This window comes from Teichococcus rhizosphaerae, from assembly GCF_002631185.1.
GTDB classification, from domain to species: domain Bacteria; phylum Pseudomonadota; class Alphaproteobacteria; order Acetobacterales; family Acetobacteraceae; genus Pseudoroseomonas; species Pseudoroseomonas rhizosphaerae.
In genome coordinates this window covers 26,515-51,967 of record NZ_PDNU01000004.1, presented here as the reverse complement: position 1 = coordinate 51,967, position 25,453 = coordinate 26,515, and the positions used below count along the sequence as shown (strand labels likewise).

25 protein-coding genes are annotated in these 25,453 nt (G+C 72.1%); 9 read left to right on the top strand and 16 right to left on the bottom strand.

The window, feature by feature from the left end; translation table 11 throughout:
- Positions 1 to 30: 30 nt before the first annotated feature.
- From CR162_RS22295 to CR162_RS04500, 6 genes are all read right to left on the bottom strand, one after another.
- Positions 31 to 1,758, bottom strand: a complete 1,728-nt coding sequence (locus CR162_RS22295; RefSeq protein WP_176559716.1) for a DUF4214 domain-containing protein — start codon at positions 1,756 to 1,758, stop codon at positions 31 to 33.
- Positions 1,759 to 1,822: 64 nt separating this feature from the next.
- On the bottom strand, positions 1,823 to 2,602 hold the full coding sequence (locus tag CR162_RS04520) for an urease accessory protein UreH domain-containing protein (protein ID WP_099094352.1): 780 nt from the start codon (positions 2,600 to 2,602) through the stop codon (positions 1,823 to 1,825).
- Between the two features lie 45 nt (positions 2,603 to 2,647).
- On the bottom strand, positions 2,648 to 3,547 hold the full coding sequence (locus tag CR162_RS04515) for a DMT family transporter (RefSeq protein ID WP_099094441.1): 900 nt from the start codon (positions 3,545 to 3,547) through the stop codon (positions 2,648 to 2,650).
- A gap of 110 nt (positions 3,548 to 3,657) precedes the next feature.
- Positions 3,658 to 4,914 carry a CaiB/BaiF CoA transferase family protein gene (locus tag CR162_RS04510; protein ID WP_099094351.1) on the bottom strand — a complete coding sequence of 419 codons (1,257 nt, stop codon included), beginning with the start codon at positions 4,912 to 4,914 and terminating at the stop codon, positions 3,658 to 3,660.
- The gene (locus CR162_RS04505) at positions 4,911 to 5,669 is read right to left on the bottom strand and encodes a CoA-transferase (protein ID WP_099094350.1); all 759 of its coding nucleotides are present in this window, start codon (positions 5,667 to 5,669) and stop codon (positions 4,911 to 4,913) included. Before CR162_RS04505 ends, CR162_RS04510 begins: the two co-directional genes overlap by 4 nt.
- Positions 5,666 to 6,490 (bottom strand): CoA transferase subunit A, encoded by an 825-nt coding sequence (locus CR162_RS04500; RefSeq protein WP_099094349.1) that lies wholly within the window; start codon positions 6,488 to 6,490, stop codon positions 5,666 to 5,668. Before CR162_RS04500 ends, CR162_RS04505 begins: the two co-directional genes overlap by 4 nt.
- Positions 6,491 to 6,637: 147 nt before the next feature.
- Between CR162_RS04500 and CR162_RS04495 the strand changes: the two genes are divergently transcribed.
- On the top strand, positions 6,638 to 7,219 hold the full coding sequence (locus CR162_RS04495) for a GNAT family N-acetyltransferase (protein ID WP_099094348.1): 582 nt from the start codon (positions 6,638 to 6,640) through the stop codon (positions 7,217 to 7,219).
- Positions 7,220 to 7,277: 58 nt separating this feature from the next.
- Here the strand turns inward: CR162_RS04495 and CR162_RS04490 are convergent, their stop codons facing one another.
- Positions 7,278 to 7,976 (bottom strand): dienelactone hydrolase family protein, encoded by a 699-nt coding sequence (locus CR162_RS04490; protein WP_099094347.1) that lies wholly within the window; start codon positions 7,974 to 7,976, stop codon positions 7,278 to 7,280.
- A gap of 171 nt (positions 7,977 to 8,147) precedes the next feature.
- On the opposite strand from CR162_RS04490, the gene CR162_RS04485 reads away from it, so the two are divergent.
- Positions 8,148 to 8,669 carry a flavin reductase gene (locus tag CR162_RS04485; RefSeq protein ID WP_245870124.1) on the top strand — a complete coding sequence of 174 codons (522 nt, stop codon included), beginning with the start codon at positions 8,148 to 8,150 and terminating at the stop codon, positions 8,667 to 8,669.
- A 49-nt stretch (positions 8,670 to 8,718) separates the two neighbouring features.
- On the opposite strand, the gene CR162_RS04480 is transcribed toward CR162_RS04485, so the two are convergent.
- Positions 8,719 to 9,933 carry a polyhydroxyalkanoate depolymerase gene (locus CR162_RS04480; RefSeq protein ID WP_456316207.1) on the bottom strand — a complete coding sequence of 405 codons (1,215 nt, stop codon included), beginning with the start codon at positions 9,931 to 9,933 and terminating at the stop codon, positions 8,719 to 8,721.
- A gap of 168 nt (positions 9,934 to 10,101) precedes the next feature.
- On the opposite strand from CR162_RS04480, the gene CR162_RS04475 reads away from it, so the two are divergent.
- On the top strand, positions 10,102 to 10,776 hold the full coding sequence (locus CR162_RS04475) for a glutathione S-transferase (protein WP_245870123.1): 675 nt from the start codon (positions 10,102 to 10,104) through the stop codon (positions 10,774 to 10,776).
- 15 nt (positions 10,777 to 10,791) lie between these two features.
- On the opposite strand, the gene CR162_RS04470 is transcribed toward CR162_RS04475, so the two are convergent.
- Both CR162_RS04470 and CR162_RS04465 read right to left on the bottom strand, forming a co-directional pair.
- Entirely contained in the window at positions 10,792 to 11,970 is a 1,179-nt protein-coding gene (locus CR162_RS04470; RefSeq protein ID WP_099094344.1) for a BaiN/RdsA family NAD(P)/FAD-dependent oxidoreductase, read from the bottom strand.
- A 233-nt stretch (positions 11,971 to 12,203) separates the two neighbouring features.
- Positions 12,204 to 13,061, bottom strand: coding sequence for an isocitrate lyase/PEP mutase family protein (locus tag CR162_RS04465; protein WP_176559715.1), 858 nt, complete (start codon positions 13,059 to 13,061; stop codon positions 12,204 to 12,206).
- A 257-nt stretch (positions 13,062 to 13,318) separates the two neighbouring features.
- Between CR162_RS04465 and CR162_RS04460 the strand changes: the two genes are divergently transcribed.
- A complete protein-coding gene (locus tag CR162_RS04460; RefSeq protein WP_099094342.1) occupies positions 13,319 to 14,941 on the top strand; it encodes an ABC transporter substrate-binding protein in 1,623 nt (540 codons plus the stop codon).
- An 88-nt stretch (positions 14,942 to 15,029) separates the two neighbouring features.
- Here the strand turns inward: CR162_RS04460 and CR162_RS04455 are convergent, their stop codons facing one another.
- The 6 genes from CR162_RS04455 to CR162_RS23045 form a co-directional block, all read right to left on the bottom strand.
- The gene (locus CR162_RS04455) at positions 15,030 to 15,659 is read right to left on the bottom strand and encodes a YcbK family protein (RefSeq protein ID WP_099094341.1); all 630 of its coding nucleotides are present in this window, start codon (positions 15,657 to 15,659) and stop codon (positions 15,030 to 15,032) included.
- Between the two features lie 122 nt (positions 15,660 to 15,781).
- Positions 15,782 to 16,324: an NUDIX domain-containing protein gene (locus tag CR162_RS04450; protein ID WP_099094340.1), complete on the bottom strand. Its 543-nt coding sequence runs from the start codon at positions 16,322 to 16,324 to the stop codon at positions 15,782 to 15,784.
- Positions 16,325 to 16,335: 11 nt separating this feature from the next.
- On the bottom strand, positions 16,336 to 17,118 hold the full coding sequence (locus tag CR162_RS04445) for a M48 family metalloprotease (RefSeq protein WP_141563068.1): 783 nt from the start codon (positions 17,116 to 17,118) through the stop codon (positions 16,336 to 16,338).
- A gap of 73 nt (positions 17,119 to 17,191) precedes the next feature.
- On the bottom strand, positions 17,192 to 17,437 hold the full coding sequence (locus CR162_RS04440; RefSeq protein WP_099094338.1) for a DUF3297 family protein: 246 nt from the start codon (positions 17,435 to 17,437) through the stop codon (positions 17,192 to 17,194).
- 150 nt (positions 17,438 to 17,587) lie between these two features.
- Positions 17,588 to 18,421, bottom strand: a complete 834-nt coding sequence (locus tag CR162_RS04435; protein WP_099094337.1) for a sugar phosphate isomerase/epimerase family protein — start codon at positions 18,419 to 18,421, stop codon at positions 17,588 to 17,590.
- Between the two features lie 26 nt (positions 18,422 to 18,447).
- The gene (locus tag CR162_RS23045; protein ID WP_176559714.1) at positions 18,448 to 19,236 is read right to left on the bottom strand and encodes a GntR family transcriptional regulator; all 789 of its coding nucleotides are present in this window, start codon (positions 19,234 to 19,236) and stop codon (positions 18,448 to 18,450) included.
- Between the two features lie 210 nt (positions 19,237 to 19,446).
- Here CR162_RS23045 and CR162_RS04425 point away from each other — a divergent pair, with 210 nt between their 5' ends.
- The 5 genes from CR162_RS04425 (at position 19,447) to CR162_RS04405 (ending at position 25,443) form a co-directional block, all read left to right on the top strand.
- Positions 19,447 to 20,256 carry an enoyl-CoA hydratase gene (locus CR162_RS04425; protein WP_099094335.1) on the top strand — a complete coding sequence of 270 codons (810 nt, stop codon included), beginning with the start codon at positions 19,447 to 19,449 and terminating at the stop codon, positions 20,254 to 20,256.
- A gap of 109 nt (positions 20,257 to 20,365) precedes the next feature.
- Complete coding sequence (locus CR162_RS04420) at positions 20,366 to 21,430, top strand: ABC transporter substrate-binding protein (protein WP_099094334.1); 1,065 nt, start codon at positions 20,366 to 20,368, stop codon at positions 21,428 to 21,430.
- A gap of 92 nt (positions 21,431 to 21,522) precedes the next feature.
- Positions 21,523 to 22,581 (top strand): ABC transporter substrate-binding protein, encoded by a 1,059-nt coding sequence (locus tag CR162_RS04415; RefSeq protein ID WP_099094333.1) that lies wholly within the window; start codon positions 21,523 to 21,525, stop codon positions 22,579 to 22,581.
- A 34-nt stretch (positions 22,582 to 22,615) separates the two neighbouring features.
- Positions 22,616 to 24,364 carry an ABC transporter permease gene (locus CR162_RS04410; RefSeq protein ID WP_099094332.1) on the top strand — a complete coding sequence of 583 codons (1,749 nt, stop codon included), beginning with the start codon at positions 22,616 to 22,618 and terminating at the stop codon, positions 24,362 to 24,364.
- 5 nt (positions 24,365 to 24,369) lie between these two features.
- Entirely contained in the window at positions 24,370 to 25,443 is a 1,074-nt protein-coding gene (locus tag CR162_RS04405; protein ID WP_099094331.1) for an ABC transporter ATP-binding protein, read from the top strand.
- Positions 25,444 to 25,453: the final 10 nt, after the last annotated feature.

The window sequence follows — 25,453 nt, the reverse complement described above, 5'->3', positions numbered from 1 at the left end:
CCCTCGCAGCCGCCGGGCGCGCGGCACCCCTCAACGCAGGACGAAATCCTCCTCCGACAGCAGGGCCATGCGCAGCACCAGCTCCGTCCGGTCCAGGGCGTGGCTTCCCAGCATCTCCGTCCAGTGGTCGAGGATGGCGGGGCTCGGGTCCTGGTCATGGGTGTTGCGGTAAAGGCCGGCCACGAAGTCGCGGTCGCTGGCGCCGCCATGGCGGGCGAGGAATTCCGGGCTTTCCAGCAGGGCCTGCGCCACCTGCCGCGCATCCAGCGGGCCGCCGCCTCCATGCCCGATCCAATAGGCCATGTCGGGCCGGCTGGGGGCGCGGTCCAGCACCGCGTCATAAAGCACGGCGATCACCGCCTTGGGCTGCAACGGGCCAAACAGGCCGGCGGCGGGGGAAAGCGGCGCCAGCACCTCGAGCGTGAGCGAAACAGGGGGTGCGGGCGCTTCTCCCGCCAGGGCGTGCAGCGCGTCCAGCAGCTGGCCGCCGGCGGGCAGGCTGAGCTGCTCCAGCTTCTCGCGCTGGCCGAGCAGCCCTTGCAGCAGGCCGGACAGCTCCGCTTCCGGCTCGGCCGCCGCCACCCAGACGAGCATCTTCCGCTCCTCGCCATTGCCGCCGAAGTCCAGCCGGTATGCGGCGTCCGCCGGCGGCTCGAACTGCGCGAGGCCGGATTGCAGCCGCTGCCGGTCCTCGGCCGAGAGCCAGAGCAGGCCGCCGGAGGTCAGGCTGGTCTGGGCCGCGCCACCGGCCGGGATGCTGGTGTGCTCCGCCTGCCAGACCAGCTTGAGGCTGTTCAGCAGCGCCGGTGCCGCCATGGCCGTGATGTGCAGGCTGTCCCGCGTCTCCGGCGGCGGTGGCGGCGGTGGCGGCGGTGGAGGCGGTGGAGGCGGTGGAGGCGGTGGCGGCGGTGGTGGTGGCGGCGGTGGTGGTGGCGGCGGCGGTGGTGGCGGTGGAGGCGGTGGAGGCGGTGGAGGCGGCGGCGGTGGCGGCGGCGGTGGTGGCGGTGGAGGCGGTGGAGGCGGTGGAGGCGGTGGAGGCGGTGGAGGCGGCGGCGGTGGCGGCGGTGGTGGTGGCGGCGGGGGCGGTGGCGGCGGCGGTGGTGGCGGTTCGATGGCGGGCGGGGCCGGGGTGACGTCCAGCGTGGTGACGTCGATCACCGCGACATCCATCAGGAAGCTCGCCTCCTGCCGGCCGTCGGAGACAATGATGATCACCTGGCGCGTGGTGCCGCCTTCCCGCAGCAGGTCAACCCCGTCGCGCAGCTTCAGCACGTCACCCACCACCTCGAACAGGGCGGAGTCCGGCCAGGCCACCTCATAGGTCAGCGTGCGGATGTCGGTGTCCGAATCATAGCCTTGCAGCCGGCCGACGACGCCGCCCAGCTCGGTTTCCAGCACCGAGCCACCGGAGGCGAAGAGCAGCCGCCGGGGCGGCGCGTCGTCCACGCCGCGCAGGGTGACGGACCAGCTCCGCGGCGCATCCTGCCAGCCGCTGGCGGTGCGCACGGAAAGGCCGAAGGTGAAGACGGGGTCGGTGGCGCCGGTATCGGCCTCGCGGTCGAACACCATGACGGGGGTGATGGTGACGGTCCCGGTCAGGCGGTCGAGCGTCGCCTCGAACAGCCGGGCGGATTCGCCGGTCAGCCGCACCTCCAGCGGACTGGCGATGCCGGACAGCTTGAGCTGCGCCACCCAGTCGCCCGCGCGGTCATTCTCCAGGATGGTGTTCGGGACCTCGCCGGTCACCAGCAATGCCATCCCTTCCTTCCTTCCTCGTCCGGTGGCGCCGGAGGGAAGGTCGGGGGCAGGCGGTAAAGGAAGGCTAAGAGGGTTGTGCCTGCAACAGCCGCCAGGCCAGGGCCGTCAGCATCACCGCGTTCAGCCCGAACAGCGCGGCGCCCGCCTGCCGCAGGCGCGGCCCGGCGCGGCGGCCGAAGAAGCGGCCCAGCAGCGCCACGCCCATCAGCGCCGGCACGGTGCCGGCGCAGAAGGCCAGCATCGCCAGCGCCCCGCCGAGCGCGCTGCCGGCGGCCGCGGCGCCCGCCAGCGCGCCATAGAGCAGGCCGCAGGGCAGGGCGGAGAGCATCAGCCCCAGCGCCACGCCGCGCCAGCCGCCGGGCGCCGCCAGCAGCCCGCCCAGGTGCCGGGACAGGAAGCCCGGCAGGCGCGGCGCGGGCAGGCGCGGCAGCCACTGCGCCAGGCGGCTCCCCCCCAGCCGGGCGGAAGCCTGCCCCAGCATCAGCAGCGCCGCCAGCAGCAGCAGCGCCGCCAGCGCCAGGCGCAGGGCGCCGGGAGTGGTGCCCGCCTCGGCCAGGCCCCCCGCCAGCCCGGCGCCGCCGCCCACCAGGGCGCCCAGCAGGGCGTAACCCAGCATCCGGCCCGTGTGGTAGGGCAGCAGCGCCGCGCCGCCGAGCCGCGCCAGCCGGCCGCCGCCCGCGCTGCTTGGCGCCACCGCCGCCGCCTGCGCCAGCACGAAGGGGGCGCACATGGCGGCGCAATGGGTGGCGCCGCCCGCCAGCCCGGCCAGGAACAGGGCGCTCATCAACGCGGCCAGCCCACCGGGGCCAAGGGCGGTGAGGTCATGCAGGCAGTTGGCGATCATGCGCCGCAGCCTAGCGCGGAAAGGGGGGCGCCGTGTTGCGCCAGATCAAGCGGCACGGCGCCGCAGCCTGCCATCCAGCAGCGCGAAGCCGAGCGCGATCAGCGCCATGCCCGCCAGGTGGCGCGGCAGCAGCGCCTCCCCCAGCACCAGCACGCCGAGAAGGATGGCCATGACGGGCACGAGCTGCGTCACCAGCGCGGTGTTGGTGGCGCCGGCCTCGGCCAGCAGGCGGAAGAACAGCGCATAGGCGATGCCGGTGGAGATCAGCCCCAGCGCCAGCACGGCCAGGATCACCTCCGGCCCCGGGGGCGGCAGGTGCCAGGGCCGGTCCAGCAGCAGCACCAGCGGCAGGGCGAGCAGGCAGCTCGCTGTGGTCTGGCCGGCGGCGGCGGCGAGCGGTGGCACGCCGAGGCGGCGGAAGCGCCGGCCCCACACCCCCGCCACCGCGTAGCTGAGGCAGGCGCCGAGCCCGGCCAGGATGCCGGGCAGCTCGGCCCCCGCGCCGAAGGCCGCGGGCCCGGCCAGCACCGCCACGCCGCCCAGCCCCACCAGCACGCCGACCAGGCGGTGGCCGCTGAGCTTCTCGTCCGCCGTGGCGAAATGCGCGACCACCGCGGTCAGCACCGGCGTCGCCGCGTTCACCACCGAGGCCAGGCTGCTCGGGATGCTCTGCTGCGCCCAGACGATCAGGCTGAAGGGGGTGAGGTTGTTCAGCACCGCCATGCCGAGGCAGGCCAGCAGCACCGGGCGGCGCAGCGGCAGGCGCTGCCGGTTCAGCGCCAGCAGGCCCCACAGCAGCGCCGCCGCCAGCGCCACGCGCGCGAGCACCACGGTGAAGGGCGGCCAGGCCGCGCCCGCCACGGCCATGAAGAAGAAGCTGCCGCCCCAGGCCAGGGCGAGCATCAGCAGCAATCCCCATTGGCGGGGCGTGAGGGATGTGTTCATGGCCGGGGTTGTGGCGCGGAAGGCGAGGCGGCGCACTCCGGCGGGTGCGGCCGGGCGGGAAAGAAAGGCCGGGGAAGGAGTTCCCCGGGCCTCATCCTTCTTGCGTCAGTTCAGCGGCGCTTCTCGATCAGCACGCCCTCGGCCTTCAGGGCGGCGATCTCCTCGGGGCTGTAGCCATGGGCGGCCAGCACGTCCTCGCCATGCTGGTTGAAGGCGGGGGGCGCCGCGCGCGTGCCGCCCGGCGTGCGCGAAAGCTTGATGGGCGTGCCCAGCGCGCGGAACTCGCCGAGCTGCGTCACCATCTCCCGGTGCGCCGTGTGCGGGGCGGCCAGCGCCTCGTCCACGTTCAGCACGGGGCCGGCGGGCAGGCCGGCGGCCAGCAGGCGGTCCGTGAGGTCGTGGCCGTCCTCGGTGGAAAGGCGCTGCTCCAGGATGGCGGCCAGCGCCTCGCGGTTGGTCACGCGGTCGCCATTGGTGCGGAAGCGCGGGTCCTCCGGCAGCCCATCCAGGCCGAGGAAGGCGCAGAACTTGCGGAAGGCGGGGTCGTTGCCGCAGGCCACGAAGATCTCGCAGGTCCGGGTGCGGAAGGCCGAGTAGGGCGCGATGTTCGGGTGCGGGTTGCCCGTGGCCTTGGGGCGCTTGTCGTTCAGCAGGTAGTTGGCGGCCTGCGGGTGCAGCAGCGCCATGCCGCAATCGTGCAGCGTCATGTCCACATACTGGCCCTGGCCGGAACGGGCCCGCTCCTGCAGCGCCATCAGGATGCCGATGGAGGAATACAGGCCGGTGGCGAGATCGACGATCGGCGTGCCCATGCGCACCGGCGCCGTCTCCGGCGTGCCGTTGACCGACATCAGCCCGACCATGGCCTGGATGATGGCGTCGTAGCCTGGCAGGCCGCCGCGCGGGCCGGTGGCGCCGAAGCCCGAGACGCGGCAATGCACCAGCCGCGGGAACTTCTTGCTGAGAACCTCCTCATAGCCCAGCCCCCACTTCTCCATGGAGCCGGGCTTGAAGTTCTCCACCAGCACGTCCGCGTCCTCCAGCATGCGCAGCAGCACGGCGCGGCCGGAGGGCTTGGCGAGGTCGAGCGCGATCGACTTCTTGTTGCGGTTGACGCCGATGAAGTAGCTGGCGGCGTCGCCGTGGAAGGGCGGGCCCCATTCGCGCACCTCGTCGCCCTGCGGCGGCTCCACCTTGATCACCTCGGCGCCGTGGTCGGACAGGATCATGGTGCAGTAGGGGCCGCCCAGCACGCGCGTCAGGTCGATCACCTTCAGCCCGGCGAGCGCGCCGGCGGAGCGCGCCAGGCCGTTGCCCATGGAAGCGTCGCCCGTGGCAGCATCGTTGGTGGGGAGGGCATCGGTCATGCGGCGGCGTCCTTCTTCTCGGCTGCGCCGAACACGCGGGCGCAGAACTCGGGGTAGGTTTCCAGCATCTCGTCGCGCACCGGGCCGCGCAGCAGGGCGAGCTGCTCCGGCGCCGGGTCCGGCGTGGCGGGGAGATGCGCGGGCTCGTCATAGTCGAAGCCGGTGGCGGCGCGGATGCTCGCGGCGTCCTCGCCGGGATGGGCGCTTTCCAGCGCGAAGCGGCCGCGCGCGGGGTCGAAGCGGAAGACGGCGCGGCCGGTCACCAGCGCCTGCGCCGTGCCGCGCCGGAACACGCCGGGGGCGGAAAGGCCGGGGGCGGAGATGTTGTCCACCCGCGGCACCAGCACGCGGGGCGAGTGCTCCTCGCGGAACAGGATGGTGCGCGGCGTCATCATGTACATGAAGGCGCTGCCGAAGCTGCCGGGGAAGCGCGCCTCCGTGCCGGGCCACTCGCCCGTGCCGACCAGGTTGATGTTGGCCTGGCCGTCGATCTGCCCGCCGCCCAGGAAGAACAGGTCGATCCGTCCCTGGCCGGTGAGGTCGAACAGCTCCCGCGTGCCCTCGGTGAAGGGGTTGCCGCTGCGCTTGTGCAGCAGGGAAAGGCGGACCGGGTGGCCGGACTTCCGCACCAGCCAGCAGGCCGCCGCCGGGATGGGCGAGGCGGCGCCCACCGCGATGTGGCGGGCGGGCGGCGCGGCCGGATCCAGGATCAGCCGGGCCAGGGCGGCGGCGAGGCGCTCCTCGGGGTGGATCATGCCAGGGCCTCCTCGGCCTGCGGGGTGACGTGGCGGGCGAGCCACTCCTGGAAGCCTTCCTCGGTGCGGGCGGCGCGGGCGTAGCCGGCGATGAAGGCGCTGTCCATGCCGTATTCGTCGAGCAGCGCCACGGGCCGCGCGCCGCGCGGCGCGAGGGCGATGCCGCTGACATAGGTGGCGCTGATGGTGCCGGGGGCGAGGCGCTCATCCTCCAGCAGGTTGCCCTCGTGCAGGCGCTCCACCGTGACCAGCGCGGCGCGGGCGGCATGGGCAATGGTGGCGCATTCCCGCCGGCGGCCGACCCAGACATTGCCCTCGCGGTCCGCCATGACGGCGTGGAACAGGGCGAAGTCCGGCGACAGGGCGGGCAGCAGCACGATCGGGTCCCCTCCCTCGGCGAAGGGGTTGTCGATGACGCGCCAGTCCGGCCGGTTGGCCAGGATGTCGCTGCCGATCAGCCCGCGCAGCGGCATGAAGGGAACGCCCTTCTCGGCCGCCTGGAGCATGGTGTGGATGGCCGGGCAGGTGGCGTCCCGCACCGTGATGCGGCCTTCCCTCAGCGCGGCGGTGAAGCGGGGGGCGAAGCCCGCCTCGCCCAGGCTGACGGCGCTGGTCTGCACCTCCGCCACGCAGCCCGCGCCGATCAGCATGTCGGTCGCGAAGCCCGAGACGGGGACGCCCAGCAGCCGCAGCCCCCGGGCGCGGCGGCGGATCAGCGCCTTGGCCAGCGCGACCGAAGGCAGGGAATTGTCGGGCGGCAGCGCCACCATCGCGCCGTCCGGCACGCGCTGCGCGAGGGCCTCCAGGGTCTCAGGGGTCATGGGCCGTTTCCTCCGTGCGGCACCATAGCCCCTTCGGGGCGCGCGGGGGGAGGGGGGTGGCTGGCGGGCCGGCCCGTGGCGGGCGGTGGGCAGCCTCGCCCCATCGGGCGATTCCGCCCAAGGGGGATCTGCTCTAGGCTGGCGGGCATGGCCACCCCGCTCACCCTGCACACGCCGCGCCTGATCCTGCGCCCCTGGCGGGAAGAGGACCGCGACGCCCTGGCCGCGCTGAACGCCGACCCGGCGGTGATGCGCCATTTCCCCACGACGCTCGACCGCGCCGCCTCGGATGCCTTCATGGACCGGCTCACGGCGCATCTGGAGGCGCATGGCCATGGCTTCTGGGCGGTGGAGCGGCGGGAGGCGCCGGGCGTGATCGGGCTGTGCGGCCTGGCGCGGCTTTCCTGGGAAAGCATCCCCTGGGACGCGCCGGCCGACCCGCCGGTGGAGATCGGCTGGCGCTTCGCCACCGCCTTCCAGCGGCAGGGCTATGCCGAGGAGGCGGCGCGCATCGCCCTGGCGCATGGCTTCGGGCCGCTGGGGCTGGCGGAGATCGTCGCCTTCACCGTGGCCGAGAACCTGCGCTCCTGGGCGCTGATGGAGCGGCTGGGGATGCGGCCCGCCGGCGCATTCGAGCATCCGCGCATCCCCCAGGGCCACCGCCTGCGCCGCCACATGCTCTACCGCCTGGACCGCGCCGGCTGGATCGAGGCCCGCCTCGGCCCCTGAAGCCCGGCCGGACAGGAAGGCGAGCCGGGGGAACTCCTTCCCCCCCGGCCTTCCCGCCTCACCCCAGGCACTTCGCCAGCAGCTCCGCCGTGCGCCCGTTGGCGATGGTCGCCGCGCGCCCGTCCCAGCTATGCCCGCCCATGCGGGCGAAGGCGTGATCGACCCCCGGATAGACATGCGCCGCGACCTGGCCGTTGCCCCCGACGCCCGCCAGGATCTTCCGGCGCGCCTCCTCCGGCACGAACTTGTCCAGCTCGGCGATGTGCATCAGCAGCGGATTCCTGATGCGGCCCACTCCCTCCAGCAGCCCGTCGATGCCGACGCCGTAATAGGAGATGTTGCAGTCTGCATCGGAGTCGGTCGCCATCATGAAGGCCAGCCGCCCGCCCAGGCAGAAGCCCATGGTGCCGGCCTTGCCGTTGCAGCCCGGCATGGTGCGCACCGCGGCGAGCGTCGCCTTCAGGTCCTCGATGCCCTTCCGCTGGTCGAAGCCGTTCATCAGCGCGAAGGCTCGGTCCCACTCCTCCTTGCTGCCGTCGGTGAGCTGGATGCCGGGCTCCTGGCGCCAGAACAGGTCGGGGCAGATGGCGATGAAGCCCATGTCGGCCACCCAGTCGGAGAGCGAGCGCATGGCGTGGTTCACGCCGAAGATCTCCTGGATCATCACCACCGCGCCGGCCGGCACCTGCTTCGGCATGGCCAGGTAGGCCGAGAAGCTGCCGCTGCCATCGGCGGCCTGGATCGTGATTTCGGGCATGTCGTCTCCTCGCTCGCGGTTCCGGAGCGACGCAGGATAGCGGGATGCCGGGCGGGCGGAAGCGCCCCGCCGCTTCAGGCTTTCGCCAGCGCTCCCTTCGCCGGGCGCCCACCCCTTTCGCCGGCGCCCCGGGTGGTTTGCAGGAGGCCCGCATGGCACCATGTGACACGCATGCCCGAAGGTGCCTCCCGCATGACCGTCTCCCGCCCCGATTTCCGTGAAGCCATGGCGCGCCTGGGCGCGGCGGTGAGCCTGATCACCAGCGACGGCCCGGGCGGCCGCGCCGGCCTGACCGCCAGCGCCGTGTGCAGCGTGACCGACGACCCCGCCACGCTGCTGGTCTGCATCAACCGCAACAGCGGGCAGAACGCGGCCATCAAGGGCAATGGCGTGCTGTGCGTGAACGTGCTCTCGGCGGGGCAGCAGGAGCTGTCCAACGTCTTTGCCGGCTTCACCGGCGCCACCACGGCGGAGCAGCGCTTCGCCCATGGCGACTGGACGGCGCTGGAAACCGGCGCGCCCGTGCTGGCCGATGCCGCCGTGTCGATGGACTGCGTGATCGACGAGGTGCTGGAGAAGGGGACGCACAGCGTATTCTTCGCCAGCATCCGGGCGATCCGCTTCGGCGCGCCCGGCCCGGCGCTGATCTGGTGGCAGCGGGACTACCACCATCTCGGCCATCCCGTGGCGTAGGGCGGGGCGGCAGGGCGGGAAGGGGGGCGGCTCCCCCTCCCCGGGCGCCTCAGGAAGCGGCCTCGATGGTGTCGCGCACCAGCGGATAGACCTCGTTCGCCCAGCGGCGGCCGCTGAACACGCCGTAATGGCCGGCGCCCGTCTGCAGGTGGTTGCGCTTCATGCCGGCGGGCAGGCCGGAGCAGAGGTCGAGCGCCGCCGCCGTCTGGCCGATGGCGCAGATGTCGTCCCGCTCGCCCTCCACCGTCAGCAGCCGGGTGTGGCGGATCAGCTCCGGCCGCACCAGCCGGCCGCGGTAGTGGAACTTTCCCAGCGGCATGTGGTGCTCCTGGAACACGGTGCGGACGGTTTCCAGGTAGAACTCCGCCGGCAGGTCCATCACCGCCAGGTACTCGTCATAGAAGCGCCGGTGCGCATCGGCCAGCTCCGAGTCGCCGCCCACCAGGTTGCGGTACTGCTCCAGATGCGCCCGCACATGGCGGTTCATGTTCATCGACATGAAGGCGGTGAGCTGCAGGGCGCCCGGATAGACCTTCCGCCCGCCGCCCTGGAAGCGCCACGGCACGGTGTCCACGAGGTTCTTCTCGAACCACTCGATGGTGTTGCCCTGCGCCAGCTCGTTCACCTTGGTCGGGCTGATGCGGGTGTCGATGGGGCCGGCCATCAGCGTCATGCTGCGCGGCGTGGCGGGGTTCCGGCTCTCCGACATCGCGGCGACCGCGGCCAGCACCGGCACGGCCGGCTGGCACACCGCCAGCACATGGCCGCCCTGCCCGATCTCCTCCTGGAAGCGGATCACATGGTCGATGAACTCGTCCATGCCGAACCGGCCGGCGGAAAGCGGCACGTCGCGGGCATTGGTCCAGTCGGTGATGTAGACGTCGTTCTCCGGCAGCAGCACCTGCACCGTGCCGCGCAGCAGGGTGGCGAAGTGGCCGGACATGGGGGCCACCACCAGCACCTTGGGCTGGGGCAGGTCGATGTCCTTGCGGAAGTGCAGCAGCGTGCCGAACGGGGTGCTGTGGAGCGGCACCTCCTCCACGGCGACATCCCTGTTGCCGATCTCGACGCTGGTGAAGCCGAAGGGGGGGCGGGTGTGGGTGATGCCGGTGCTGCCGAGCAGCTCCAGGGCCGCGGTCAGCTGCCGCAGGGCGAAGGTCTCGGGCCGCCCGGTATCGAACTGCCGCAACACCGCCCCGGTTCCCCGGGCAAAGAGCCGGATCGGTGTCATCAGGTCCTGCTGGGCCTGATAGATCTGGTACATCATCCGCTGGAGCCTCTCCCGCGCCCATGCCTTGCCCAAGTGGCCAGCATATTGCCGCCGCCCCAGCGAACGGTAACGGTAAGGTTCCTTCGCCGCGAGGGGAATGTTGGCCGGGCATATATTGCCATTCCGTCAAGACCGTGGCGGGGCTAAGGTTGCACCCCAATCGTGTTCAAAGACGCCGCCATGGTCCCGTCCCGGCTCCTCATCAGCAGCCGCAACTATTCCTCCTGGTCCCTCCGGGGGTTCCTGCTGTGCCGGCTGGCCGGCATTCCCTTCACGGTGCAGGTGGCGGCGGCGGATGACCCGCGGGCCCGGGCGGAGCTGCTCTCGCGCAGCCCCACCATCCGCCTGCCCTGCCTGCTGCAGGAGGAGATCGCCATCTGGGACACGCTGGCGATCGCCGAGCACCTGAACGAGAGCCACCCCGAGGCGCAGATGATGCCCGCCCAGCGCCTGGCGCGGGCGCGCTGCCGCTCGATCTCGGGCGAGATGCATTCGGGCTTCGCGGCGCTCCGTGCCTCGCTGCCGCTGAACATGCGGGCGCGGCGGCCGGGCTTCACCCTCTGGTCCGGACCCCGCGCCGACATCGCGCTGATCCAGGAGATCTGGCGGGACTGCCTCGGCGGCTGGGGCGGCCCCTGGCTGTTCGGCAAGCGGCCCAGCGTGGCGGATGCCATGTACGCGCCCGTCGCCAGCCGCTTCCTCACCTATGACGTCGCGCTGGAGCCGGATTGCGCCGCCTACCGTGACCACCTCCTCGCCTGGCCGGACATGGTGGAGTGGATGGAGGAGGCCAAGGCCGAGCCGGAGGCGATCGAGGAGCTGGAAGTGGAGTTCTAGGCGGCGGGGCACGCGCTACAGCGCCTCGCCCGCGCACCAGCCGCTGGCCCAGGCCCATTGGAAGTTGTAGCCGCCGAGCCAGCCGGTCACGTCCACCGCCTCGCCCACCACATGCAGGCCAGGCACCGCGCTCGCTTCCATGCTGCGGGAGGAAAGGGCGGCGGTGTCCACGCCGCCCAGCATCACCTCGGCCTTGGCGTAGCCTTCCGTGCCGGACGGGGTGAGGGGCCAGTGCGCCAGCGTGCCGGCCACCCGCCTCAGGTCGCGGTCGGTCTGCATGGCCATGGGGCGATCCGGCAGCCAGGCGGCGGCGAGGGACTGCGCCAGGCGCTGCGGCAGCAGCTCGGCCAGCACGGTGCGCGGCTCGGCCCTGGGGCGGGCCACCTTGCGCGCCACCAGCGCCTCGCTGGCGTTCGTCACGCCCGGCAGCAGGTTGAGCGCGATGCTCTGCCCTTCCCGCCAGGCGGACGAGACCTGCAGGATGGCCGGCCCCGACAGGCCCCGGTGGGTGAACAGCACCGCCTCGGGAAAGCCGTGCCGGCCGAGCCGGGCCACCGCCGGCAGCGCCACGCCGGAAAGCGGGCGCATCAGCTCCAGCATCTCGCCGGCGAAGGTGAGGGGAACGAGCCCGGGGCGGGTCTCGGTGAGCGGCAGGCCGAAGCGGCGGGCGATGTCGAGCGAAAGGCCGGTGGCGCCCATCTTGGGGATGGACAGCCCGCCCGTGGCCAGCACCAGGGCGGGGGCGGTGAACTCGCCGCGGTCGGTCTGCACGCGGTAGTGGTCGGCGCGGGAGACGTCGGTGACGCGGTGGCCGAGGCGGATCTCCACCCCCGCCGCCGCGCACTCCGCCAGCAGCATGGCGACGATCTCGCGCGCCGAGTTGTCGCAGAAGAGCTGTCCCAGCGTCTTCTCGTGCCAGGCGATGCGGTGCTTCTCCACCAGCGCCAGGAAGTCGGCCGGGGTGTAGCGCTTCAGCGCCGACTTGCAGAAATGCGGGTTGGCCGAGAAGAACCGCTCGGGCGTGGTGTGGATGTTGGTGAAGTTGCACCGCCCGCCGCCGGAGATGAGGATCTTGGAGCCGGCCTGGGGGGCGTGGTCCAGCACCAGCACGCGCCGGCCGCGCTGCCCGGCGCGCATGGCGCACATCAGCCCGGCCGCGCCGGCGCCGAGGATCACCGCATCGAAGTTCCGCATGGGGGCGGGCTTTAGCCGCTGGCGGCCGCCAAAGGAAGCGGAGGGCGGAAGGGGGAGGCCGCCGACTTATCCCCCGATCCCGTGGATGAGGCTGGGGATAAGTGGCGGCATAGGGTGGGGACAGCGATGGACTGCGCGGAAAGTCCCGAGCCCCGCCAAGGGCTTCCCGCGGATGCCCCGAAGGTGGCGTTGCGATTCCGCACCGGCCGCGCCGCCTCCGTTGCCGCCTCCGTTCAGGCCGGGCGCGGCGGCTGGAGGAAGGCGCGGCCGGCCGCCTCGTAATCCTCCGCCCTCAGGGCGCGGCGCAGCAGGGCCGGGTCGCTGGCGGGCGGGGCGCCGCCCTGGCGCAGGGCGCGCAGCGTCTCCTCCACCGCCCGCAGCGCGGCGGGGAAGCTATGGTGGCCCTGCAGCATCACCCGCACGCCGAGCCCGGCCAGGGCGGCGGCGTCGCCCAGCCCCTCGCGGCTGCCGCCCACCAGCAGGGGAAGATCGACCGCCGCGCGGAGGGCGGCGAGCTGCTCCAGGCTCTGCACCCCGGTCAGGAACAGCCCGTCCGCGCCCGCGGCGGCATAGGCGCGGGCGCGGGCCAGCGCGTCCTCGAGGCCGGTGACGGACAGCGCCCCGGTGCGCGCGATCACGGAGAGCATGGGGTCGCGCCGTGCGGCCAGGCCGGCGCGGATCTTGCCCAGCCCTTCCTCCAGGCTGACGAGCCGCGTGGCGCTCTCGCCGAAGGGCTGGGGCAGCAGCGTGTCCTCCAGCGTCAGGGCGGCGGCGCCGGCGGCTTCCAGCTCCTCCACGGTGCGCGCCGCCGAGAGGGCGTTGCCGAAGCCATGGTCGGCATCGACCAGCAGCGGCAGCGGCGCGGCGCGGGTGATGCGGCGGACCAGCCCGGCCAGCTCGGAAAGCGTCATCACCATGAGGTCCGGCGCCGCCAGCACCGCCGCCGAGGCCACGGAGCCGCCCAGGATCGCGCATTCATAGCCGAGATCGGCGGCGATGCGGGCGGTGGCGGCATCATAGACGGAGGCCGGGTGAACGCAGCCGGGGCCGGCGAGCAGGGCCTGGAAGGCGGCGCGGGGATTGGCGGTCATGGCGGCGTGTTTCCTGTGCGGTTCCTCGGCGCCCAGCATGCCGCAGGCGGGCCGGAGGGGCCATGCGCCGGAACCGGGGGAGGGGCGCCCGGTGCGGGGTGGCGCGGTCTTCGCTTGCCGATGGGCGGGGCGGGTGGCTTCATGCCAGCCAGCGATCAATGCTCGCGTATCGCCAGGAGATGCGGCTTGCCGGCACAGGGGCCGGCCGCCCGCCAGGGGAAGCGCGCCGCTCGGCGCATTGCAGGGGAGCGTGGGGAATGCGGATCAGGACTTGGCTCGGGCGGAAGGTGCTGGCCTCGGCCCTGCTGGGGGCGGGGCTCGCCCTGGCGCCCGTTGCCGCGCGGGCGCAGCCGACCGACAGGGCGGCGGAGAAGCCGCTGCGGCTGGTGGTGAATGTCGGGCTGCAGGTGCTGGACCCGATCGCCGGCACCTCCTTCGTCACCCGCAACTTCGCCTACATGGTGTTCGACACGCTGGTGGCGATGGACAGCCAGGGCCAGTACCGCCCGCAGATGCTGCAGGGCTGGGAGGTGAGCGCGGATGGCCTGACCTACCGCTTCACCCTGCGCCCGGGCCTGGAATGGCATGACGGCCAGCCGGTGACGGCGGAGGATTGCGTGGCCTCGCTGAAGCGCTGGGGCGCGCGGGATTCCACCGGCCGCCGGCTGATGGGCGCCACGAAGGAACTGCGCGCCACCGGCCCGGACAGCTTCGAGCTGGAGCTGTCCCGCCCCTATGGCGGCGTCATCGACGCGCTGGGCAAGCCCAGCCTGCACACGCCCTTCATGATGCCGGCGCGGCTGGCCGCCACCCCGCCCACCCAGCCGGTGGCGGAGATCGTGGGCTCCGGCCCCTTCCTCTTCGTGAAGGAGGAATGGGTGCCGGGCGAGCGCACCGTGTTCCGCCGCAACCCGCGCTACCGCCCGCGCGACGAGCCGGCCGACGGCCTGGCCGGCGGCAAGGTGGCGCATGTGGAGCGCGCCGAGTTCCTCACCATCACCGACCCCGCCACCCGCGCCGCGGCGCTCCAGAACGGCGAGGTGGACTACCTGGAATACGCGCCGCTCGACTACCTGCCCATGCTGCGCCGGGACCGGAAGCTGGTGCTGGCCAAGCCCGGCGGCATCGCGCAGATCATGGGGGCGGTGGCGGTGAACCACGCCCAGCCGCCCTTCAACAGCCTGCCCGTGCGTCAGGCGCTGCAGATGGCGCTGGACCAGCGGGAGGTGGTGGCGGTGCATGGCCTGCCGCCCGACATGACGCGCGTGCCCTGCCAGTCCATGACGATGTGCGGCACGCGCTACAGCAGCGAGGCCGGCGGCGAGGCGCTGCGCGAGCCCGAGCTGGAGCGCGCCCGGGCGCTGCTGAAGCAGAGCGGCTACAACAACGAGCGCGTGGTGTTCCTGCACCCGGCGGACTCCGCGCTGATCAACCCGATGGCGATGGTGGTGGCCGACCGCGTGAAGCGCGCCGGCTTCAACGTGGAGGTGCAGACGCTGGACTGGGCCACCGTGGCGCAGCGCTGGCTCAGCCGCGCGCCGGTGGAGCAGGGCGGCTGGAGCCTGGTGCCGGTGATCTACACGGGCTTCGACATGTCCGAGCCGCTGAGCAACCCCGGCATCGGCTACAACTGCACCGGCTCGGCGCCCTGGCTTTATTGCGACGAGGCGCTGAAGCCGCTGCTGGAGCGGTTCGAGGCGGAAAGCGCGCTGGAGAAGCGCCGCGCCACCGTGGCCGAGATCAACCGGCGCGCCCTGGCCAATGTGAACTTCCCGCTCACCGGCCAGTTCTCCAGCCCCGCCGTGTGGCGCGCCGAGCTGGAAGGGGTGATCGATTTCGGCTTTCCCGTGCTGTGGAACATCCGCCGCGCCGCGCGCTGAGACAGGGCGCAGGAACGGCGAAGCCCCGGGAGGCGGTGCCTTCCGGGGCTTTCCCGTTTCGCGGGCTTCCCCTGCCCTGGGGCTGGGTTCAGCGCCGGCGGGTCTGCGCCCAGGCCTCGGCCATGCGGTCCAGCCGGATCTGCTCGGGCGTGCGGGCGGGCGCGCGGGCCACGCCCGCCGCCCTGTCGAAGCCCCAGCTCCGCACCGGCCCGGAATCGACATGCACGAAGCCATGGTCGGGATAGCTTCCCACCCCGCCGCGGCCGAGCGCGAGGGCGGCATGGCCGAAGGAGGCGAGCTTCGCCTTCGGGACCTGCACATCCAGGGCGGCGGCGCGCATGTGCTGGCTGTCGCCCGCGCCGTGCACGGCGGCGTTGCTGGCCGGGGTGCGGTAGCCGGAAAGCACGTTGAAGGAAGCCATCCGCTCCCGGGCGCCGACCTCCCAGAGGATGTCGATGGCCTTGGGGTCGAAGGGGCGGACCGTGCCGGTGCGGGTGTCCGCCAGCACGATGGAGAGTTCCCGCATGGCGCCCGCGTCGAAATCCACCCCATTGTGGTAGGGGCCCTCGAAGCGGGCGCCGGTGGCGGCGTGGCGCAGCTCGAGCCGGCGCTGCGCGAGCGGGGGGCTTGCCCGCCGCCGGGCTGCCGCATGGGCGAGGCCGGGGGCGACGAGCAGGGCCGGGGCCGTGGCGGCCAGGAACAGGAATTGGCGGCGCATGGCGCGGGACCCTAAAGAAGGGTCAGGCCAGGCGGAAGCACACCTCACGCGATTGGGACCAAATTGAAAACAAAGTCACGGATTTTTCTCAAAAAAGCGATGAAGCCCGGAGCTTTTCGCCCCTAGAGCAAGCCTCGCATCCGCAGCATGCCCAGCGCCGCGAGGCTCTGCGAGTCCTGCAGCACATTGTCCCGCACCATCGCCTCGATCTCGACCAGGCTGAAGTCGCGGCAGATCAGGTCCTGCTCGGACAGCTCCCGCGCATGCTCGCCCTGGGTGAGGCCGGTGGCGAGAAAGACATGGCCGCGCTGGTTGCAGTAGCCGGCGCCCTGGAAGATCGTCCCCACCGGCGTCATGCTGGCCGCGACCAGCCCGGTTTCCTCGCGCAGCTCGGCGGCGGCCAGGATGGCGGGATCGGCGCCCGGCTTGTCCTCCCACGTGCCCATCGGCATCTCCCATTGCCGCGCGCGGATCGGGTAGCGGTACTGCTCCACCAGGGTGATGCGGCCGTCCTGGAACGGCACCACCACCACGAAGTCGCTGCGCTCCACCACGCCATACAGCCCGTCCGAGCCGTCGCGGCGGCGGATGCGGTCCTCCCGCACGCGGAGCCAGCGGTTCTCGTAGGCGATGCGGCTGCTGAGGGCGATGATCTCGTCGGTCATGGCGGTGTTCCTCAGCGGCCCGGCGCGAGGCGCCAGCTGCGCGCCTGCAGCTCGGACACCGCGCCATCGAAGGAGGCGATGCGGTCGGGGCCGGCGGGGTGGGTGGACAGGCGGCCGGTCTCGGTGCGGCCGGACAGCCGGGCGAGCGTCAGCAGCATCTCGCGCGCCTCGCCGATGTCGTAGCCCGCCCGGTGCAGGATGGCGGCGCCGAGCACGTCGGCTTCCCGCTCCTGCGCCTTGCTGTAGGAGATGACGCCGAGCTGCGCGCCGACGCCGGAGGCGGTCTGGGCGAGCTGGCCGGTCTCCAGCCCCGCATAGCTGCCGGCCAGCGAGGCCAGGATGCCGCCCAGCACCGCCCCGGCCTGGGCGCGGTTCTGGGTGGAGCGGACATGGTCGGCCACGTGGTGCGCCATCTCATGCGCCACCACGAAGGCGATCTCGGCGTCGTTGCGGGCATGCTCCGCCACGCCCCGCTGCACGACGATGACGCCCTCGCCGGTGGCGGCGGCGTTCAGGTCGGTGCTGGGGTCGTAGACGAAGCGCCATTCGCAGCCGGCGCCGCGGCCCACCTCCTGGCAGACGGCGCTGCCGGCCGGTGCCAGGCGCTGCGCCACGCGGGTGATGGCGGCCTTGGCCTCCGCCTCGGTGAGGCTGCGCCGGCCCGGCGCCGCGCCCTGGCCGATCTCCGCCACCGCCGCCTGCACGCCCGCCGGCGTGGCCACCGGCACCTCGTAGACGGGCTGGGCGCAGGCCAGCAGCGGCAGGCACAGCAGCAGCGGGAGGGCAGGGCGCATGGTCATGTCCTTCGGCGGTGGGCGGGGCGGGGAGGGAGCGGCGAGAAGGCGCGGCCGGGTTCCGGCCGCCGCCTCAGACGGTGTCGCGGAAATAGGGCTCGACGGTGCCCTGCAGCTTCATGGTCATCGGGTTGCCCTTGCGGTCCACCGAATTGCCAAGGGTCAGGCGCACCCAGCCCTCGCTGACGCAATACTCGTCCACGTTGTTCTTCTCGACGCCCTTGAAGCGGACGCCCACGCCCCGCTCCATGGCGGCGGCATCGTAGTAGGGGCTCTTCGGGTTGCTGGAGAGGCGGTCGGGCGGGGTGTCGGTGCTCATGCTGGGCCTCGTGCTGGATTGGCGGGCAGGCGCCGCCGCGCGGTGGGTGATACCCAACCGCGCGGCGCTTTGCCAACCATCGGGCCGGGAATGGCCGCCGGGGAGGGGCCTCGGGGAAGCCCCCGGGCGCTTCCGGAAGGACGCCGCGCCTCAGGAAACCGGGGTGCCGGCCTCCTGCGCCATGGCCACCATGTCGTGGCGGGCCTTCTGCATGTCGTCGAGCGTGCCGAAGGCGTTCATGTAGTGGCCCTTGAAGCCCTTCCGCTCCAGCAGCGCGAACATGGCGCCGAAGTCGAAGTCGCCCTGGCCGGGCAGCAGGTGCTGCTCATGGCCGTTGCGGAAGCAGTCCGCCAGCCGCACCTCGGCCACGCGCTCCAGCGGGATGGCGTCGACGAAGCCCTCCACCCCTTCCGGCATCAGATGCGCGTGGTTGGCGGTGAAGGACAGGGCGAAGGCGGGCGAGTTGATCCGCTCGTAGTAGTGGCGCCATTCCTCGATGCTGTGCGCCAGGTAGTGAACCTCGGCGTCCTCGGGCTCCTTGTTGAGGTTCTCGAGCAGCAGCAGCGCGCCGCGCTCCTCGGCATGGCCCACCATGCGCTTGAGCCGCTCCAGCCCCGCCTCCATGCGCGGCTTCACGTCGGCGGTGAAGTGGTAGCCCGCATGCACCACGATCCATTCCGCGCCCAGCTTCGGCGCGAGGTCGATATAGGCGCGCATGTAGGCGTCCACGGCTTCCGACAGGAAGGGCGAGTATTCCGCCACGTTCACCGCCGAGAGCGTGTGCAGGCCGATCGTCACGCCGCGCCGCGCCGCCTGCTCGCGGATCGCGGCCGCGCGGGCGTCGTCGAACGCGTTCACCCGGTTGGGGCCGGTGTCGAGCTGGATGTCGATGTAGCGGACCTGGTTCGCGGCCGCCCATTCGATGGCGTCCTCCAGCTTCAGGCGGCGGCCGATGTCGACGCCGATCCGGTCAAGCAGCAGCATGGTGTTTCCTTCCGATCCGCCGTGTGTCACGGCGCCTGTTCATGGGGCGTGTCGCTGGGCTCCGCCGCCGCGCCGCCCTGCGCGATGGCGGCCAGGAAGCGGGCCCGCCCGGCGCGCGTGTGCGCCTCCGCGTGGCGCCGCGCCGGCTCTGCCGCCCCGGCCAGGATGCTGGCCAGCAGGCGATGGTGCTCCGCATTGGCCGCCCGCATGTTGCCGGCGGCATCGAAGGAGCGGCGGCGCAGCAGCAGCAGCTTGCGCGTGTGCTCCAGATAGACCGCGCGCAGCGGCTGGTTGCCGCAGAACTCCACGATCTGCCGGTGGAACAGCGCGTTGTCGGCGAAGAAGGCCTCAAGCGCGCCCTGTTCCACGGCGCGGTCCATGCGCGCCACCGTTTCGCGCAGCGTGGCGGCCTCCGGCGCGCCGGCGCGGCCGGACAGGCGCTCGGCCAGCAGGGCGGCGGCATGGCCGAACAGCACCGCGTTCAGCTCGTAGATCTGCGCCGCCTCCTCCAGCCCGAGGGTGCGCACGAAGGCGCCTCTGTTGAGGATGACGGTGACAAGCCCGTCCTTTTCCAGCGCGCGCGCCGCCTCGCGCACCGGGCCGCGGCTGACGCCGAGCCGCGCCGCCAGCGCCACCTCGTTCAGCCGCGCGCCGGGCGGCAGCGCGCCGCTCTCGATCAGCGCCTCCAGCGCCGCCTTGACGCTGCGGCCGAGCGGCTGCCGCGCGGCGATGCGGTCGCGCAATGCCGAGACGCCGCTCGCGCCTTCGCGTGTCTCGTCACCGGAGCGGCCGCCGGCTGCCGGTCGGTGTGACATGGACGGTGGCCTCCCCGCCTGAGCGCGGTGTTTATTGTTTACAGCCTGCATGGGCGGTGACAAGCTTCCTCTCAGGAGAGGAACGAACCGGAAGCGTGGACCGCCCCCACGGGCAGGCCGCCGCCACACGCCGCCACGCTGGCCACTGGCCCGGCGCCGTTCCCCGACGCGCGTGATCGCCTCTGGCACTGCAGCAAGGTCCGGCATTCCATGAACGTCCAGTTTTCCCCTGACGCCGCCAACAAGATCCTGACCCGCAAGGAGCACGGCATTGGCTGGCTGACGATCAACCAGCCGGAGAAGCGCAACGCCATCTCGCTGGCGATGTGGGACGCGATCGCCGCGGCCGCCGACGACTTCGCCGCCGACGACGCGGTGCGCGTGGTGGTGATGCATGGCGCGGGCGGCAAGGCCTTCGCCTCGGGCGCCGACATCAGCGAGTTCGACCGCGTGCGCGCCGATGCCGCGGCGCAGCAGGAATATGGCCGGCGCAGCGGCGAGGCGCGGCGCAGGCTGGAAGGGCTGCGCAAGCCGCTGATTGCGATGATCCAGGGCTTCTGCATCGGCGGCGGCTACGCCACGGCGCTAATGGCCGATCTGCGCATCGCCTCCAGCGACAGCCGCTTCGGCATTCCGGCGGCCAAGCTCGGCATCGCCTATGGCTATGAGAGCCTGTCGCGGCTGGTGGCGCTGGCGGGGCCGGCCATGGCCAAGGAGATCCTGTTCACCGGCCGCCAGCTCGACGCGGCCGAGGCGCTGGCCTGCCGCCTGGTCAACCGCGTGGTGCCGCCGGAGGAGCTGGAGGCCACCGTGACCGAGCTGGCCTTGCAGATCGCCCGCAACGCGCCCCTTTCGGTGGAGGCGTCCAAGGTGGCGATCGACCAGCTCGCGGGCGACCCGATGGCGCGGGACAAGGCACTGGTGGAGCAGCTCAACCGCGCCTGCTTCGACAGCGCCGACTATGCCGAGGGCCGCCGCGCCTTCCAGGAGAAGCGGCCGCCGGTCTTCGCCGGGCGCTGAGGCTTCCGCGGCCCGATCTTCCCCGGCCCTTGGGCCGGGCTGCCACCGTGCGGGGCGCCAAGGCGGACGCAGAGCCGCCACCCCGCCGCGACAAGGGAGGAAACTGGCGATGGTGGTTCTGAACAGGCGTCTGCTGCTTGGCCTGGCGGCGGGCGGGGCCGCGGCGAGGCTCGCGCAGGCGCAGGAGGCGCGGGCGCAGGACATGCCCGCGCATGAGAAGGCGCTGTACGAGGCCGCGAAGAGCGAGGGCGAGGTCACCTGGTACACCGGCCAGATGCAGGCCGAGCCCTCCGAGGCGCTGGGGCGGGGCTTCTCCGAGCGCTATCCGGGGGTGAAGGTGAATGTGGTGCGCAGCACCTCGCAGGTGGCCTTCCAGCGGCTGGCGCAGGACATGCGCGCGGGCATCGCGCAATGCGACGTGTTCAGCTCCACCGACCACAGCCACGCCGCCCACCTGAAGCGCCAGGACCGGCTGGCGGCCTACCGCCCGCGCAACGCGGATGGGCTGATCCAGGCGGCGCGCGACGCGGGCGATCCGGACGGCTTCTTCCACGTCACCTATCTCGGCCTCTACCTGATGGCCCGGAACAGCAACGCCGTGTCCGAGGCGGAGGCGCCGAAGAGCTGGAAGGACCTGACCGACCCGAAGTGGCGCGGCAAGATCGCGGTGGGCCATCCCGGCTACAGCGGCGCCATCACCTCCTGGTGCCTGCTGATGCGCAAGATGTATGGCTGGGATTACTTCAAGGCGCTGGAGAAGAACCAGCCGCAGATCGGCCGCTCCAGCGGCGACCCGGTGACCACGCTGAACGCCGGGGAGCGCGTCATCGGCGCCGGCATTCCCTCGGCCACCACGCTGCTTTCCATCTCGCGCGGGAACCCGATCACGCTGATCTACCCGACCGATGGCACGCTGATGGTGCCCGCGCCGAGCGCCGTGCTGAGGAACGCGCCGCATGCCAGCGCGGCGCGGCTGTTCATGGAGTTCCTGACCGGGCCGGAGGGCCAGCGGGTCACCCGCCGGTTCTTCGGTGAGTCGCTGCGCGACGACGTGCCGCCGCCGCCCGGCGCGCGGCCGCTTTCCGAGATCCCGCTGATCACCGCCGACCCGGAGGCGCTGGAGCGCGACGGGCAGGAGGTGAAGGAGCTCTGGCGCGACACCTTCGGCGTCTGAGGGAACGGCGCCCGAAGGCCGGCGCCTGGCCGGACCGGGCCGCGGCGCAACGACGCCGCGGCGGCAAGCAGGAAGCACAGGGGAGAGACACCATGGAAGGGATCAGCCGGCGCGGCCTGCTGGCCAGTGCCGCCATCATCGCGGGCAGCGGCGCCGCCGCGCGCGCCGCCGCGCAGGAGCTGCCGGCGCATGAGAGGGAGCTCTACGAGGCGGCCCGGCGCGAGGGCCAGGTCACCTGGTATTCCGGCCAGCAGAGCGCGGAAACCTCCGAGGCGGTGGGCCGCGCCTTCGGGGAGCGCTATCCGGGCGTGCATGTGAACGTGGTGCGCAGCACCTCGCAGGTAGCCTTCCAGCGGCTCTCCCAGGACATCCGCGCCGGCGTCGCGCAATGCGACGTGTTCAGCTCCACCGACTACAGCCACTCCACCTTCCTCAAGCGGCAGGGGCGGCTGATGGCCTACCGCCCGCGCAATGCCGAGGGGCTGATGGAGTTCGTCCGCAAGGCCGGCGACCCGGACGACCAGTTCCATGTCTTCTACATCGGCGTCCACCTCATCTCCCGCCACACCCGGCAGGTGAGCGCGGAGGAGGCGCCGAAGAGCTGGCAGGACCTGCTGGACCCGAAATGGCGCGGCAAGCTGGCCGTGGGCCATCCGGGCTTCAGCGGCGCCATCGGCGCCTGGGCCGTGCTGATGCGCAAGATGTATGGCTGGGACTACTTCACCAAGCTTGAGAGGAACCAGCCGCAGATCGGCCGCTCCAGCATCGACCCAGTGACGGCGCTGAACGCCGGCGAGCGCAGCATCGGCGTCGCGGTCCCATCGGCCACGGCGCTGCTGTCCATCTCGCGCGGCAACCCGCAGGAGCTGATCTACCCGACGGACGGCACGGTGGTGATCCCGTCGCCGAGCTGCATCCAGAAGAACGCCCCGCACCCCAATGCGGCGAAGCTGTTCATGGAGTTCGCCACCGGGCCGGAATACTTCCGCACCACGCGGCGCTACTTCTCGGAGTCCCTGCGCAGCGACGTGCCGCCGCCCGAAGGCGCGGCCCCGCTCAGCGCCATCAAGATCATCATGCCCACACCGCAGGAGGTGGAGAGCGGCGTGCCGGAGGTGAAGGAACAATGGCGCGACACCTTCGGCATCTGAACCCACCCCGACGCCGCGAGGGAGACGCGACCGCATGACGGATTCCGCCGCGATCCTGGCCAAGCCCGCCGCGCTGGAAGCGCGGCGGTCCGGCCTGCTCAGGCGCCTGCGCTACCTGGAGCCATCGAACCTGCTCTGGGTGCTGCTGGTGGCGGCCCTGCTGTTCCTGGTGGCGGTGCCGATCGGCAAGCTGCTGATCGTCTCCTTCGAGGAGCAGGGCACCGGCGCCTTCACCCTGTCCAACTACGCCACCGCCTATGGCCGCGCGCGCTACCTCGAGGCGCTCGGCAACTCCCTGATGCTGGGCGCGCTGTCCTCGCTGTTCTCGGTGGTCTTCGCGGTGCCGATGGCCTGGGCCGTTTCGCGCACCGACATGCCGGGCAAGGGCTTCACCTGGGCCATGGTGATGGGCGCCTTCATCATGCCGCCCTATCTCGGCGCGGTGGGCTGGATCCTGCTGGCGGGGCCGAACTCCGGCTTCCTCAACCAGGCCTGGAGCTGGCTGACCGGCATCGAGGCGCCGCTGGTCAACGTCTACAGCTTCACCGGGCTCGCGCTCGTCATCGCGCTGCACTCCTTTCCGCTGATCTTCATCTTCGTGAAGTCGGCGCTCGACCTGATCTCGTCGGAGATGGAGGACGCGGCCAACATCCTCGGCGCCGGCACCCTGACGGCGATGCGCAAGGTGACGCTGCCGCTGGTCTGGCCCGCCGTGCTGGGCGGCATCATCGTGGTGTTCCTCGAGACGGTGGCGCTGTTCGGCACGCCGGCCATCATCGGCATCCCGGCGCGCATCAACGTCGTCACCACCCAGCTCTGGCAGTTCTTCGAGTATCCGGTGCGGGTGGAGGTGGCGGCCGCCTACGCCATGCCGCTGCTGCTCATCACCATCGGCATGATCGCGGTGCAGAAGCTGCTGCTGGCGCGCAAGGGCTTCGTCTCGCAGACCGGCAAGGGCGGCGAGCGGCGCCCGATCCGGCTGGGCGGCTGGCGCTGGGCGCTGCTCGGCTATTGCGTGTTCGTGGGCGCGCTCTCGGTGCTGATGCCGCTGGCGGTGCTGCTGCAGGCCTCCTTCGCCAAGGCCTGGGGGCGGGGCCTCTCCTTCTCCAACCTGACGCTCGACAACTACGCCTACCTGCTGTTCCGGCACGAGATGGCGCTCACCTCCATCTGGAACACGCTGTGGTTCTCGGCCGCGGCGGCGACGGCGGCGGTGATCATCGCGGTGCTGGTGGCCTACATCGTGGCGCGGCGGCTGGTGCCCTTCGGCTCGGCGCTGGGCTTCCTGGCCATGGCGCCCTTCGTCATCCCCGGCATCGTCATGGCGATCGGCTTCTACGCGGCCTACGCGGCGCCGCCCGTGGCGCTCTACGGCACCGCGCTGATCATCATCCTGGCCTTCACCGCGCGCTTCCTGCCGATCGCCTTCGCCAACTCCTCGGCCGCGGTGCGGGCGGTGCATCCGGAGATGGAGGAGGCCTCGCGCATCCTGGGCGGCGGCCGCCTGCTGACCATCCGGCGCATCACCGCGCCGCTGATCAGCCGGAGCCTGATCGGCGGCTGGCTGATCGTCTTCATCGTCGCCTCGCGCGAGCTGTCGGCGGCGGTGTTCCTGGTGGGGCCGCGCACCCGCACCATGGCCGTGCTGCTCTACGACCTGAGCGAGGCCGGCAATTTCGAGGTGCTCGCGGCCTTTGGCGGGCTGCTGCTGGCCATCACCCTGGTCCTGGTCGCCATCGGCATGAAGCTGGCCGGCCGCGACTTCATGCTGCGGAGGAACTGAGAACCATGCCCCGTCTGACGCTCAAGGGCCTCGGCAAGGCCTATGGCCCGCTCAAGGTGGTGGACAATGTGGACCTGACGCTGGAGGAGGGGGAGTTCGTCTCCCTCCTCGGCCCCTCGGGCTGCGGCAAGACCACGACGCTGCGCATGATCGCCGGCTTCATCGAGCCGACCGAGGGCAGCATCACCATGAACGGCGAGGTGCTCTCCGCCCCCGGCGCGGTGCTGCCGCCGGAGCGGCGCCGCATGTCGATGATCTTCCAGAGCTACGCCATCTGGCCGAACATGACGGTGGCCGAGAATGTCGGCTTCGGCCTCAAGCTGCAGAAGCTGCCGGGCGCGGAGGTGAAGGCGCGCATCGGCCGCATCCTGGAGGTGGTGAAGATGAGCCACCTCGCGGACCGTTACCCGGCCGAGCTTTCGGGCGGGCAGCAGCAGCGCGTGGCGCTGGCGCGCGCCATCGTGGTGCAGCCCTCCGTGCTGCTGCTCGACGAGCCGCTCTCCAACCTCGACGCCAACCTGCGTGAGGAGATGCGCTTCGAGATCCGCCGCCTGCATGACGAGTTCCGCATCACCACCGTCTATGTCACGCACGACCAGGCGGAGGCGATGGCGACGGCCGACCGCATCGCGGTGATGAACGCGGGACGCATCGAGCAGGTGGACGCGCCGCACCTGATCTACACCCGGCCCCGCACGCGCTTCGTCGCCGCCTTCATCGGCCGCACCAACCTGCTGGAGGGGCGGCTGGCGAATGGCGAGATCGGGCTCGACGGCTTCGCGCTGCGCGCCGCGCAACTCGGCGGGGCGGTGCCGGATTCGGCCAGGCCCATCCTGCTGTCCGTGCGGCCGCAGAGCATGGCGCTGCACCGCACGCCGCCCGTGGCGCGCGAGGGCCATCCGCTGCTGCCCGCCACCGTCTCGCAGCGCACCTATCTGGGCGAGTCCTGGGACTATGTGGTGCGCCCGCAGGAGAGCGGCCTCCAGCTGCGCGTCACCGCGCCGCCGCTCCAGGTGCACGAGGTGGGCGAGAAGGTGTGGCTGGAGTTCGACCCGCAGCAGATCGCCGTGGTCAACTGACGGGGAGGGC